This window comes from Streptomyces sp. NPDC054872 (genome assembly GCF_053610705.1).
In genome coordinates, this window is the sequence record NZ_JBSGYY010000041.1 from 75,135 (window position 1) to 88,324 (window position 13,190).

The following is a 13,190-nucleotide window of genomic DNA, read 5'->3' on the forward strand; positions in this document are numbered from 1 at the left end:
TCCGGATGTCCACTGGGGCGGGGGCGTGGCATGAAACAGCCAGCGGAACGGCGCGGAAGCCTGAACGGCCAGACGGTACTGCTGGTGGCCGGACTGGCCGACCTGACGGTGAGCACGCTGGAGTCGGCGTTGGGGACGGTTCGCGGGATGCTGCGACGCTCCGACGCCGCGGAGCTGGCGACGGAGGCCGAGCGTGAACTTCTGGCGCGGGGCCGCCTGGTGATCGACCGGTACGCGACCATGCCCCCGGCTCACCTGGAGGTGCTGGCCCAGCGGGCACTGGCTCGACAGGCCGCCGATGACGTCTGAGGCGTGGGAGCCGGACGCGTTCAAGGCCCGCGTCGACGAGACGCTGCGCCGGTTCGTCGCTGAGGAGGCAGACCAATTCGTGGCCATCGATCCACTCCTGGGCCCGGTGGCCGGGCAACTGGAGGCGGCGGTCGCGGACGGCAAACGGCTGCGGGCGGCCTTTTGCTACTGGGGCTGGCGCGCGGTGGGACAGCCCGACAACGACGCCTTGGTGCGGGCAGCGGCCTCCATGGAGCTCGTGCACGCCGCGGCCGTCGTGCACGACGACCTCATCGACGACAGCCCGCTGCGGCACGGGCGGCCCACAGCGCACCGCGCCCTGCGCGGCGCCGTACGCCGTCGCCCGCGCGCCGACGCCGCGGCGAGGTCGTTGGCGATGCTGGTGGGAGACCTGCTGATGGCGCTGGCCGGAGATCTCTTCACCACCAGCGGGCTGCCCGCCGCCTACCTGGCCCGAGCCCGCCCGGTTTGGTCGGTGATGGCCCGCGAGCTCATCGCGGGAGAGTGTATGGAGATCCTGCGCACCGGATCCGGTCCGGACATCACGGCGTCGCTGAAAGTGATCCGCTACAAGACCGCGAAGTACACCGTCGAGCAACCCCTGCTCATCGGCGGGGCCCTGGCAGGCGCTGGGCCCCGCCTGCGCGAGGGCTACGAAGCGTATGGGCTGCCGCTGGGCGAGGCGTTCCAACTCCGGGACGACCTGCTCGGCCTCTTCGGAAACCCGGATCTGACCGGAAAGGCCAACGCCGACGACGTGCGTGGCCACCGGCCGACAGCCCTGCTCGCGGAGACTTGGCGCGTGGCCGGCGACGACGAACGGGAGCGGCTGCGTGCCCTTCTCGGCAAGCGCGACCTGGGCGCGGAGGGCCTGCAAGAGGTGCGCCACGTGATGGACAGCCTTGGGGCGCCTGCCCGCATCGAAGCCATGATCAACACGCGGGTCGAGGAAGCGCTCGACGCCCTGCACGCCCTGGATGTGCCGACGCACGCCGCAACCGCCCTGACCGTGTTGGCGCGTTCGGCGGCCCTCCGCCTGTCCTGACTCGCGCACCGGCACGGGGTGAACCTGCGCCTTCCTGGCCCGCCGGTGTCGGCCGGCCCCGCAGCAGACACACGTATAGACGCAGCAGTTGCAGAAAACGAGGACCCCGCCATGATCTACACCGAGGCATCGATGGACTCCTTGCGGCAGACGGGGGACGCGCTCGCCGACGCCACTGTCGCCGAACTCTTCGAACGCGGGCAGGTCGGCACGTTCAACACCCTGATGCGATACGTCTCCACCGCCGGTTCACCCCTGCCGGACGGGCTTCCAGACGTCGCTCGCGAGTACCTCGAAGCGACCCGTACCCCGCCGGCGTGGGTGGACTGGGGAGAGATGGAGAAGGCTCGGCTGTTCTTCATCGACAACAACGTGCACATCTCCACTGCGCTGTCCTTCGCCTCCATGCCCGCCTGCTACGTCGTCCCGCACGTGGCGAAGCTGCTGTCGACCACCCATGGACTGAAGTACCCGTCCAAACGGATGGCGGAGACCGGGCAGTTCACCGTCTACCTCATGCAGCCCGACGCCTTCGAGAGCGGCAGCCGCTTCATTCCAGCCGCCCAGAAGGTCCGCCTGCTGCACGCCTCCATTCGCCACCACCTCACCCGCGAGAACCGGTGGGAAACCAGCGCGCTCGGGACGCCGATCTGTCAGGAGGACATGATCGGCGGACAGATGTTCTTCTCGATGCTCGTGCTGGACAGCCTCCACCGCCTGGGCATCCACATGTCGACAGAAGGCGCGGAAGCGTACTACTACGCCTGGCGCGTGGTCGGCGCCATGCTCGGCGTCGACCAGGAAGCCGTCCCCACTACCGTCGACGACGCCCGCCGCTTCCTCGACCTGTACATGGTCCGGCACATGGGGCCCTCCGAGGAGGGCGCGCATCTGACCCGGCAACTCATCGACCTCTACGAGGAAGTGGTGCCCGGGACCGTGCTCGACCCGATCGTCTCCGCCCTCATCCGCTTCCTCGTCGGAGACACCTGCGCCGACTGGCTGGCAGTTCCCCGCACCCCGTGGGACACCGTCGTCAAGACCGTGCCCCATCTCCTGGGCGTACTGGAGACGATCGAGGACCGCTCCCCCCTCGGCGCCTGGGCGCTGGACCGCCTCGGCCATCTGACCAGCGTTCTCGAACTGTCCTCCCTCACCCGCGGACGCGTCATGCACTACGCCATCCCCGAGCAGCTCAAAAAGGATTTCGGCGTCTCCAACACGGTCCCCCGCACCCACCGGTGGACCCCACCAGCCACCACGGTCCACTGACCGCCAGTCTCTCACCGGCGCAGAGGGGAACACGTAGACGATCGCCGACCTGGCTGACCAAACCCCCGCGGTCCAAGCCGCACTTCACCCCGACCGGATCCTCCTGGATCAACCAGGTCGAGCGGTGGTTCAGCTACCTGGCCCACCAGGTGATCCGCTGCGACGCACACAAGAACAGCGCCTGCTGGAAGATGCCGAACGTCCCGGCTGCCCGCCCGAAGTGCAGGCGGCTCGGCCTTCGGTCAGCGGCGTCGTGTCGAACGCCCGCACCATCCGCTCACACCACGACGCAAGGTGTATGGTCAGTGACCTTCTGTGCACATACCTGTCTGGGAAACGACGAGGGCCACGGACGGAGACGGGCGAAAGGCGCGCCACCATCCGCACCCTCGACGGCGTACAGGGCGACGAAGGCCCCCGCAGTCAACCCGTAGCAGCAGGTCAGAGCGTCCGTCGTCGATGCCCTGCCCGCGTCCACGCGAGTACGCTACGGTGGCGGAGATATCAGGGTGATATCGCTCGGTACATACGGAATCAGATCCGCGATCACATCGGCGATTCGTTCCGGGACTACCAAGCGAAAACCGCAGCGATCGGGAGGACGGCATGAGCAACCAGCCGTGGACCACCGACGAGCTCGCCGACTTCGACGAGACCATCACGGCCGCGCGGGAGTCCGGCAACGACGAGCTCGCCGACTACTGGCAAGGCGTCCGGGACGGCAAGACTCCCACCGTCGACTGGGAAGATCTCCGCGTCGACCTCTATGCCGAACACGGCATCGACGTCAGCGGCAGCGCGGCATAATCCAGGGCCATGGCGCCCCCGCATCGCAGGCCCGGATCCCGCATCATCCTCGGCCCCACCGCCGTCCAACAGGCCGGCCGCTTCACACCCGCTGAAGAGATCGCCGTCGACCGGGCCCTCGCCGCCATCGCAGCGGACCCCACCATCGGCGTCCTGCGCACCCGCACCGAACACGGCGGAATCATGTGGGAGTACAAGGCGCCCGGCACCGCGGTACGGATCATCTACACGATGACGATCAGGCGCACCATCGTCACTGTGGCCTACTTCGAAGCCTGAGCAAGCCCGCGACCGAAGGAGCCGGCGGCCTTGATCTCGTCCAGGACCGGGTCGTAGTAGCGGGTTTCGTAGTGATAGAGGCCGGTGGGGTCCTGTCCTGCTAGCCGTCGGCGAACCGGTGGGGCTGGCTGATCTTTTCGGCGGCGCGCGGTTCCAAGCTCCGGCCGACGCCATGGCCGTCGTCACGGACCCGTAGGTCCACCCCGTTGGGGGTGGCGTGGAGGGTGAAGTATTCCGCGCACGCCGACTGCGCGAACTCCGTCGGGCCGCGCGTCGGCCTCCACAAGGCTGCCCTGCTCCCTGAACGCGTGTAACCAACAGGTAGCCTCCTCGGACCGTCGATGGCGAGCGGGGAGGCGGTCCGTCACCGTTGCCCAGGGTCTCGGTTGCCCGGCCGTGGGGCCGCGGCGGATCGCCTGGACAGCCCCGAGAGGAAGGACGAGATGCCGGACGAACCGGAGAGCACCGGGCCGGAGAGCTCCAAGATGGTCAACTCTGGGCCGGGGGCCTCCGACGTGGGTGGGGCCCTGTGGCAGGCCGCCCCCGCCTCCCGGCCTTCCGCGCCGGAGCGCCCGGGCCGGATGCGCCGCTTGTCCCGTAGCCGTAGTGGCATCGGTGTCATCGGCGCGCTCGTCGGTGCGCTGCTCGGGGTAGGCGTCATGGCATGGCGCTCCAACGAATTGCCCTTCGTGGAGCGGGACGTGTGCTGGGGTTCACTCTCGCCCGATGTCGCGCACGCGCTGTTCTCGGACACGGACGTCCGCAGCCGTGAGCTACCGCTGCGCCGGGCCACAGAGGACCACATGCACACGGAGTGCAGTATGCAGGGGTTCGGGGCCGACGAGCTGGAGTCGGAGGTCACGGCGTCGGTGCGGACGCTGGGCGAGTTGCGGGGGGCGCAGGCATGGAGCTGGACCGAGGAGTACCTCTCCTCCCGTATGACGCCGCTCGGCGAGGGGATCACCGGCATGGCTTCCTCCACCCGGGCTTGGGTGGCGCTTCCCGCGAGCTGTGAGGAAATCTCGTATGAACCCGGCGAGAAGCCGCCGTTGCGGGTGGTCACCCTCGCTTCGGACGAGGCCGACCCCGAGGGCCAAAACGAGGTCGACGCGCGGCGGGGCCTGAACGCGATGTCCCGCGCGGTGGTGCGGTTGGCCAACGGGGTCATGGAACGGTATGGCTGCGACGGCCATTACTCCGACCCGCCGAAGCTCCCCCGTGTCCCGGAGGGCAACAAGCTGCCGGACGTCGACGCCGACCGGCTCTGCGGGATCCAGGGCGTCCGGCTGCCCAGGTGGGCCAAGGGGCCCGAAACGAAGGCCGTGAGCACCACACCGGGCCTCAAGCCGGGCGGCTCTTCGGCGGACAGCATCCGGGCGTGCGACGTGCGCCAGCCCTTCGGGCCGAGCAGGCTCCGGCTGATGACTGTGGCGGACCCGGAGATGGCCGGCGTCGTCTCCCGCGTCCTTGGCAACAGGGCCGCCTCCCTCGGCGGTGACGGGCAGGGCGCCTACGCGGGCGGTCTGAGCGTCTACACGGCCGAGTGCCGGCGCGGGCGGGTCGCATTCGTGGCGCATGAGCCGGGAACGGACAGCGAGTCGCACGAGGGCACGTCACTCGCCCTCGCCGTTTTGCCGCCGTACGTCAAGGCGGAGGCGAAGCGCGTCGGCTGCGGCGAGGTGAACGTGAAGGTGCCCAGTCGTCTGCACCGTCTGATGCCGTAGATGGGAGCAGGGCGGCTGCCCACGGGGGCAACCGCGTGGTCCGCTCACCGCGCCCAAAGGCCCTGACCCAGCGTCCACTTGGCGGCATCGGTGCACGGCTGGTGATCCAGGCAGCCATACCGCGACACGTGGCCGCGCGGTTGCGGTCCTGGCCGCCGAAAACCTGCTCTTCGTTGTCCCCCCAGCACGGCACGTATGTTCAGGTACAGGGCGAGGGCGACGGCAGCAAATAGCGTCAGGCGTTCACGGCCGGTAGCGCGCCACCGTGTACGCGGTCGGTCCGGTAAGTGAGCCTGGCGCGGACTCGTCCACCATGTCGACCACCTCGAACCCCGTTCCTGCCGCGTAGTGCTCCAGCTCGCGCGGAAACAGGACCCGTCGCCTGATCACGTCCTGCGCTTCCTCGCCGGATTCAAATGTCCACAGCCGGTGCATGGTGTTGATCTGCGTCCGGAGATCCCACTCATACCGGACGGTGACCGTGGCTCGTGTGTCCGGCGTCTCGACGGTGGCGGTTGTGGGCCCTGCCTGAGTGATCGGCGATACGGGAGAGCAGAGCACGAGGGTCGCGCCGGGGCGCGCGTGCGCCGGGAACGTTGCGAAGACCATGCGTTCCCATAGGTCCACGCCGACGCACTCGAACCGCTTCGCCAGGATTTCCAGGTCTCGCCCAGTGCCGCATCCGAAGTCCACCAACGTGGCAGCGTCCGGCTGGTGCTGGTCGATCAGTGCTTGGCAGGTCTCGGCGGTACCGCTGTCTGCCTGCACTGCGTCGTGGAGCGCGGGGTTCCGGTAGAAGACGTTCGTAGCTTCCATGGCGCTCGGCTTCCCGTCGGGGCTGGTCATGCGAGGGCCCGCAGCCCGATTTCCAGGGCGCGTGTGTCGCAGAGCAGATCGGGCACCGTGGGCGCGCGTTCGGCGTGGTCTCGGGCCGGAGCGAGCGCTTTGGGGTCTACGTAGCCGAGATCGACGAGTAGCGATCCTCGCAACATTCGGTCGAGGAGGGGGAGCCCGTACGTGCGCAACCCGGTTTCCATGAACCGCACGATGCGGGGATGTACCAGCTGGTTCACGGGCCAGACTCCAACCCGCCGGTATCCCGGATTGTGAAGCCCGCTCGCCATGATGGCCGGCAGGGGCAAGACTGGGATGGGGGGCTAGGTTCGCGTTCACGCCGGCGACCGCGTCCCGCGCCTACCTGGCGAGCCAGGGAACCGGCTCGGAGTCGGGGAGTTCAGCCTTTGCTCTTGAGTGGCACGCGTTGATCTCGTCTCCGCCGGTCCCCGCAAAGATGGCCTCGCAGCCCTGCGCCGCCACTTCGGTCCGGGAAATAGGAACAGAGCGAAGCCGACGACGGGCACCAGCGCGATAACCACGGGGATAGCCTCGGTCGTCAACACAGCGAAAGTCTCACGCATCCCGCCTACAGCGGGGGCCGAGAAGCGGTGAGTCGACGGCGGCGCTGGCGCATGTGGAGCGAGTCCGCTACCTCTGCGAACGTGTCTCTTCAGCTCGCCATGCGCACGAGGCCGATCACTTGTTGCTGCCGGTGTGCATCGCCCGGCCCCGGCGCGCCGACGGGCCACTGCGCAGAGAGTGCGCAATGGGTGCGCGGGGGGCCGTCCGCCGTCATCCGAGCGCCGGCACAGGCCTGGTGGTAGATGCCGACCACCGCCCCGGGACCGGACTCCGAAAGACCTGGCTGCTGCGGACCGGACCGGCGAGCCGTCCACGGTCCACAGCAGCTCGGCCGACTCCTGCGTGAGCAGCGGACCGAGCCGCTGCACAGCAGGGCTAACGGCCCCGTCGTGCGCGGAAGCACACGGCTACCGGCAGCATCCGGTCAGTCGGCGGAAGCCACCATGGGTGGCGTCATCCGCAGCCCAGCGAACGTGCCCGTCTGCATCCGCTCGGTCCGCAACTCCAGGACACCGTGCGGGAGATGCCCTGCTCGCGGGCTTACACCTGCCCCTCATTACCACAGGTACAGGTGGTACTTGAACTTTCCGTCAGTGCCGAGGCCGGGTGCACACTCCCAGGTCCACGAGGGGTTCCGATTCACCCAGTACCACCCTCGGGTCTCGCACTCCCCACGGGTCCAGTGACTGCTGTAGGGATCAGGGGGCGATAACCGTGTCCTCAACGTACGGGCATCGGCCAGGGGCGGCGGGCAGGTGCCCCTGGCCGGAGCGAGAGCGCGATGGTTCTCTTCGGGCGGGGAACCCGAGCGGACACGGTCAGTTGCAGGCGTGGCCCCAGCCCATGTCGGGGCGCCAGGTCTTGGTGCTCGCGGTCCCGCCCTGCTTCTTCCAGGTGAACTTGGCCTGTACCTGGAAACTGTTCGTCGGCCACCTGCACGGGTTGACCGACGAGGTGCTTGCCAGGTCTTGAGTGCGGTGCCAGCCGTCGCTGTCCTTGGCGGACTTCACCGTGAGCGTCCTGGTGCCGTTGAAGCGCAGGAGCTTCACGTCGTTGACCGCGACCGTGTAGTTGCCACCGCCGGCGGTGTCGGTGATCTTCGCCCGTGCCCGGTAGGTGTCGGCCTCGTCGTCCCACCATACGGTCGCACAGCGCTTGACCTGCTTGCCGTAGCACTCCCAGGTGCTGTCCGCGGACGCCATGGACGGTGTGAAGACGATCGAAGCGCCCACCGCTGCGACGGTGAGCCCACAAGCCGTACCGATCCGGCCGAGTTGCTTGAGCCTCATGAGGTTCCCTTCCATGTCCCGCGGCCGTTGGACGGCCGCCGGGTCTTAAGCGCTGGCGACGGGAACGCTAGCCGGGAACCCGGAGTGAACGGTGAGGCGTGCGGTGCTGTTGCGCAGCCGTGACAACGTCCGGATTCTGCTGCCGCCGCCAGCCGACCGAGCCCCAGATCTTGCAGGGCGCGAGCGACGGTCGGCCAGGAGGTGACGTCTGGGCAGTACCCGGTGCGGTGGTTGGTGACGTCACTCTCAGCCCACCGGCCTGCCGTGCGAACGAAGCTGAGGTCAGCGGCGCGGTGTGCGCGCCCCGCGTTTTGGTTCGGGCGCGGGGACGCAGCCTCCTTAGATGGCGCGTAGAAGGAGAAGGCCCGCAGCGTTGCCCGGACATCTCGTGCGGGACGTGTCGCCGCCTGCGGCGCGGGGCTCTGGGGTGCGAAAGCCCGGCCGGACGTGGGTGCTTGGCGTCGGTACGGCCCTCGTGAGCGCGTTGCTCGTCGCGCTGATCGTCGTCGTCGCGCCGCGCCATCTCCTGGCCTGGGACACTGCCGGCGCCCGCGTTCCGGACCGCGCGAAGGCAATCAACGACACTCGGACCACGCTGCTGCAGGGGCTGGCCGGGGTGGCATTGCTTGTTGGAGCCTTCTTCACCTGGCGACAATTGCAAGTGACGCGGTACGGACAACTCAGCGAGCGGTTTACCGCGGCGGTGGAGCAGTTGGGCAGCCCTAGCGTGGAGGTGCGCATAGGAGAGGTCTTCGCTCTAGAGAGGGTCGCTGTCGACTCACGGGACGATCGCGGGACCGTCGCCGAGGTGCTCTGCCTCTTCGCACAACGCAACGCACTGGCCACACCGCTCGAAGCCCGCCCCGACCCTGGCGAGATAGCGAGAAGCGGTGAAGTGGCCCTGGCGCACGCGGGTGACACCTTGCTGGTCCTACGCTCCCCGGATGTGCACGCGGCGGTCACCGTGCTCGGCCGTGCTCCACGCCCCGAAGGGCTGACACTTCGTCTCCAGCGGGTGGACCTCCGACGCTCGATGCTGGACCACGCGGATCTCGTCGACGCGGACCTGCACTACGCCGATCTGACGAACGTGCACCTCCAGGGGGCCCGGCTGCAACGAGTCGACCTGTCCGGAACGTGGCTGGTCAGAGCCATACTTCTGGGAGCCGACCTGCGACAGGCCTCGATGCGGTCCGTCTTGCTGTGCCACGCCCGGCTCGACGACGCCGACCTGCGCGCGGCGGACTTGAGCAATGCCGACCTGACAGCGGCCGTCATCGGTGCCGCGCGATTCGAGCTGGCTGATCTGCGCGGCGCGAATCTGACAGGCACCGACCTGACCGGGGCGACGTTCACCAAAGCGGTGGCCGACGCCACCACGGTCTGGCCCCAGGGCTTCGACGCGGCGGCCGCCGGGGTGCTCTGCTCAGACAACGCGCCGCCGCTCCAGCCCCTGAGCTTCTTCCCGCACGATCCCGCCTAGTGACGGCGGTCCGACTGGCTCGACTGGCTCGACTGGCTCGACTGGCTCGACTGATACAACTACCACCGACCCCACACCGGAATCAGCGGCCAGACCCCAGCCAGCCGCGTCACCACCGTGTCGGAGCGGCACACCTAGCGCAGAGGCCGCCAGGCAGGATGCCGCATCAGGGGGTCGCTCGGGTCCGCCCACGTCAGACAACCCTTCTCCAGCCCCGGCACCTGGCCGTCGGTGACCAACGGCCCCCCGCCGTGAATGATGCCGTCGGCGGTCTGCTCCAGCAGATCAGCGATCGAGGTAAAACCGACACCGCCGATGTACAGGCCCGCCATCGCATCCCACCGGCCCACGGGACTCGGCGAAAGGGCGGCATCGACGTACCGGCCGAACACACCTCCCTCCCAATGCTCACCCAAGAACGGCACCCATTGGATCCCCGGCGGCGTCATCGTGCCTGCAAAGCCATCGGAGCGAAGGCGCGCGTGGACAGCCCGCTGCGGGGACAGCAGATCCCCTTCCGGGATGAACCCATGCGGGTTCAGATCTCCGTCGTCCTCGTCTTCCTCCGGCAAGTCAACGGTTCGAAGCCCCCCACACAGCGACCACAAGGCTTTCAACTCGACCGGGAAGCCATGCCCGGCGTAATCCCGCAGCTTCTGCTCGGCGACAGCGATCTCCTCCGGCGAAGCGGGCGGCAGCAAAGCCTCGCTCGACAACGGAGCATGTTCCGCCAGCCACCCGCTGATCCGTCCCCACGCTGCTGCGACTCTGCCCACATCCATCTGATCAGACATACAGGCCACACTAACCACGCCCTGCCCCGCACCGGCCGTCGAGCTACTGATCTCTCCGGTGGGTTGTCGTGGAGGGTGACGGTGTTTGATCCCTGTGACATGTCGTAGGGATGCGGTATGCGCAGGGTGGTGGGCTCGGGCCAGGCCAGCAGGTTGCGCGGGAGCGGATACGGATAGTCGCGGGGCAGGGGTTTGACCGGAGTGAGAAGAACGCGATCATTGCCAGGGAGTTGCGGGTCAGCCTGCGTTCGGTGGAGCGCTGGCCGCGGGCCTGGCGCGAGCAGAGCATTGAGGCGTTGCGGTCTTCCGGCCCGGCCAAGCGCCCCAAGTTTCCGCGGAGGAATTCGCGGTGCTTGAGGTGGAGTTGCTGAAGGGCACGGTGAGCCGTGGCTGGTCGGATGAGCGGTGGGCGCTGTCCAGAGTGGAACTGATGAAGCCGCACCACTCGCGAAACTGGGCGCCCCGAGGCCGCACACCCACGGTCCCGGTTCGTGGTGGCTCCCGAGGCCGGACCTCCCTTGCCGCGCTGGCCTGTTACAAGCTCGGCCGGTCCAGCAAACTGATCTACCGGCCCCAGGTCCAGAGCCGCCACCAGGGCGCACGTCGGGGCTTCACCTGGAAGGACTATCGCGACCTGATCGTGCGGGCGCACATCCAGCTCGACGGCCCCATTGTGTTGATCTGGGACAACTGAACGTCCACCGGTCTGCCGGGATGCGCGCCAGTACACGGCTGATCATGACTGGCTCACCGGCATCCAATCACTCAGCTACTGCGCCCAGTTCAACCCATCGAAGGCATCTGGTCTCTGCTGCGGCGCAGCGTCACCGCGAACGTGCTCTTTAACGACCGCGATCAGCTGGAACGGGCAGTCCGAGGAGACCTGCGCAGAATCCAAGGCAGGCCCGACCTCATCGACTGATGCCTCCAAGGCACGACACTCAGCCTCACCCCGCCTGACCCGCACACCCGACAACCCACCGGATAAATCAGTAGGAGTGGGTTGGGGTACTCGGCTCTGACGGCTAGCCGAGAGTTCAGCGACTTGTGCACCACGCGGTGAAGCCAGAACATGTAGCAACCGCAACTACAGTTAAGGTTAATGGGGCGGGACTGTTGCCTCTCCGCTGGGCTTCAGCTTGGCCCTCTAGCACCCGCTTCGCCGCGCCAAATGCGTTCTTTCACTCGATGACGTGAGTGTGCGACAAATAGAAGCCTAACAGGTCAATTACCTCTAACTTGGTGCCTCCTGTGCCACGCAAGCCCCACCCGCCTCCATGCGCCCCAGCGGAAGCGGTGCGGGGCAGGCGTGCACTCTGCCCCGAGTAAGCGCGGGTGGTCCCCGTACTGAAACCGGGCGGTAGAAACGGTTCGATTCCCTCCACCCCGCTCATTGATGGGTCCACCACGCAGCACCGATGCCGCCCGCCGTACTGATCAGCGAGACGAGCCACGCGGGCACGCGCTGAATGGTCACGTGCAATCCGCCGCACCGCAGTTCAACCTGCGGTGGGGTGCTGCGGGTCGGTGCAGACGTCATAGCGGGCTCCCTGACTTGGTGGGGCTGTCCGTGTGCCGGATGTATTACCCACGAAGCGCTACGGAGCATAACTATCCGCGCGAACGCAACGTTCCACCCGCGCCCCGCCCCTCGATGGAGGTGATCCTCCATGCCCCGTAAGTCCCGCCCTCTTGCTCTGTCCCCGGCTGCCCCGAACTCACCACGGGCGGACACTGCCCGGCACATGCAAGGAAACCCGAGCAACGGCGAGGGACGACCACGGCCAAGGGGTAACGGCCTCCGATGGGAACGCATCCGTAAGCGCTACCTCTACACGCACCCGTGAGGCGTGCTCTGCTCATGCACCGGTGCCGGTTGCCGACCACTTCCCCGCAGGAACCATCATCGTGGGTCGGCGACGTCGACGTCTGGCACCGCGTCGTCCGCGACGACATTGCGCGGACGGTGTCTGCACCCTCAACTACGAACCACCTCGAGGCGGTCGTGAGACGCCGCTCCGTGAGCGCGCGAAGTCAGCTGTGGCCGCCGTTAAGCATTCGCGGCGTGGCGAAAAGCGCTTCTGGACGACGCCCTAACCCACGTCCGGAACCTGGCGCCGTGCTTCTGACAGCCACAGCCCCGCACCACCGCGTGTCGTCGACTCCTCGCACTCCTCGGCTACTACCTCCCGATAGTCCAACCGGGCCTGGGCCAAGCTCAGCCGACCGTTGGGGCCGCCCCGGACGAGGTGCGCATCCACGTCGTCCTGCCCGTCGTCCTCCCAGCCGCACTCTGGACATATCTCGAAGTTCGCCCGCTCCTCCAACGTTCGCTGGAAGCAGCACGGGCACGCGATGAGGGCATTCGCGGGACTGGTGGGCGTTTCGCCAGAGACCATGGCCATCATCCTTCCCCTCCCGGGAGTGACCCACAATAAACGGCCCAAGCCACGCCCAGCTGACTGCCATCTGACCCATCCCGCGCAGGGGCAAGAGGTGATGTCGCCTCTCTTCGGTGGCGCCTGACGACGCCGTGTGAACGCTGCGTGGAACTGTCTCCCAATACGGGAGCAGCTCCACGCAGCCGCTGTCACCTGGTGCTGGAAGTCGCCTTTGGCGGCACGGAACTGCTCGACACAGCGCGCCTCGGCAGCTTCCCAGGACCGTCGGGCACAGCGCGCAGAGCGGCGTCAACACCAGCCCCCCCTCGCCCGGAGGCCCCCCGGGCACGCCGCCCGCCCCCGCGAGAGGGGGACGCCGTTGGGCGGG

13 protein-coding genes are annotated in these 13,190 nt (G+C 67.9%); 8 read left to right on the top strand and 5 right to left on the bottom strand.

Annotated features, from left to right (window positions below):
- The first annotated feature begins 30 nt into the window (after positions 1–30).
- The 6 genes from ACWGIH_RS35750 (at position 31) to ACWGIH_RS35775 (ending at position 5,436) form a co-directional block, all read left to right on the top strand.
- Positions 31–309: a polyprenyl synthetase gene (locus tag ACWGIH_RS35750; RefSeq protein ID WP_453449513.1), complete on the top strand. Its 279-nt coding sequence runs from the start codon at positions 31–33 to the stop codon at positions 307–309.
- Positions 299–1,354, top strand: a complete 1,056-nt coding sequence (locus ACWGIH_RS35755; protein WP_453449514.1) for a polyprenyl synthetase family protein — start codon at positions 299–301, stop codon at positions 1,352–1,354. The genes ACWGIH_RS35750 and ACWGIH_RS35755 overlap by 11 nt, the downstream gene beginning before the upstream one ends.
- Before the next feature lie 111 nt (positions 1,355–1,465).
- On the top strand, positions 1,466–2,626 hold the full coding sequence (locus ACWGIH_RS35760) for an oxygenase MpaB family protein (RefSeq protein WP_453449515.1): 1,161 nt from the start codon (positions 1,466–1,468) through the stop codon (positions 2,624–2,626).
- Between the two features lie 606 nt (positions 2,627–3,232).
- The gene (locus ACWGIH_RS35765; RefSeq protein WP_453449516.1) at positions 3,233–3,433 is read left to right on the top strand and encodes a hypothetical protein; all 201 of its coding nucleotides are present in this window, start codon (positions 3,233–3,235) and stop codon (positions 3,431–3,433) included.
- A 9-nt stretch (positions 3,434–3,442) separates the two neighbouring features.
- Positions 3,443–3,712, top strand: coding sequence for a hypothetical protein (locus ACWGIH_RS35770; protein WP_453449517.1), 270 nt, complete (start codon positions 3,443–3,445; stop codon positions 3,710–3,712).
- 443 nt (positions 3,713–4,155) lie between these two features.
- Positions 4,156–5,436: a hypothetical protein gene (locus ACWGIH_RS35775; RefSeq protein WP_453449518.1), complete on the top strand. Its 1,281-nt coding sequence runs from the start codon at positions 4,156–4,158 to the stop codon at positions 5,434–5,436.
- Between the two features lie 243 nt (positions 5,437–5,679).
- Here the strand turns inward: ACWGIH_RS35775 and ACWGIH_RS35780 are convergent, their stop codons facing one another.
- From ACWGIH_RS35780 to ACWGIH_RS35790, 3 genes are all read right to left on the bottom strand, one after another.
- Positions 5,680–6,282 (bottom strand): class I SAM-dependent methyltransferase, encoded by a 603-nt coding sequence (locus tag ACWGIH_RS35780; RefSeq protein ID WP_453449519.1) that lies wholly within the window; start codon positions 6,280–6,282, stop codon positions 5,680–5,682.
- A complete protein-coding gene (locus ACWGIH_RS35785; RefSeq protein ID WP_453449520.1) occupies positions 6,279–6,509 on the bottom strand; it encodes a hypothetical protein in 231 nt (76 codons plus the stop codon). Before ACWGIH_RS35785 ends, ACWGIH_RS35780 begins: the two co-directional genes overlap by 4 nt.
- A gap of 1,164 nt (positions 6,510–7,673) precedes the next feature.
- Positions 7,674–8,144: a hypothetical protein gene (locus ACWGIH_RS35790; protein ID WP_453449521.1), complete on the bottom strand. Its 471-nt coding sequence runs from the start codon at positions 8,142–8,144 to the stop codon at positions 7,674–7,676.
- Between the two features lie 475 nt (positions 8,145–8,619).
- Between ACWGIH_RS35790 and ACWGIH_RS35795 the strand changes: the two genes are divergently transcribed.
- Positions 8,620–9,627 (top strand): pentapeptide repeat-containing protein, encoded by a 1,008-nt coding sequence (locus tag ACWGIH_RS35795; RefSeq protein WP_453449522.1) that lies wholly within the window; start codon positions 8,620–8,622, stop codon positions 9,625–9,627.
- 134 nt (positions 9,628–9,761) lie between these two features.
- On the opposite strand, the gene ACWGIH_RS35800 is transcribed toward ACWGIH_RS35795, so the two are convergent.
- Positions 9,762–10,421 (bottom strand): hypothetical protein, encoded by a 660-nt coding sequence (locus tag ACWGIH_RS35800; protein WP_453449523.1) that lies wholly within the window; start codon positions 10,419–10,421, stop codon positions 9,762–9,764.
- A 349-nt stretch (positions 10,422–10,770) separates the two neighbouring features.
- Here ACWGIH_RS35800 and ACWGIH_RS35805 point away from each other — a divergent pair, with 349 nt between their 5' ends.
- Positions 10,771–11,115 carry a hypothetical protein gene (locus ACWGIH_RS35805; RefSeq protein WP_453449524.1) on the top strand — a complete coding sequence of 115 codons (345 nt, stop codon included), beginning with the start codon at positions 10,771–10,773 and terminating at the stop codon, positions 11,113–11,115.
- Positions 11,116–12,514: 1,399 nt separating this feature from the next.
- Here ACWGIH_RS35805 and ACWGIH_RS35810 read toward each other — a convergent pair.
- The gene (locus ACWGIH_RS35810; RefSeq protein WP_453449525.1) at positions 12,515–12,829 is read right to left on the bottom strand and encodes a CPCC family cysteine-rich protein; all 315 of its coding nucleotides are present in this window, start codon (positions 12,827–12,829) and stop codon (positions 12,515–12,517) included.
- Positions 12,830–13,190 lie beyond the last annotated feature (361 nt).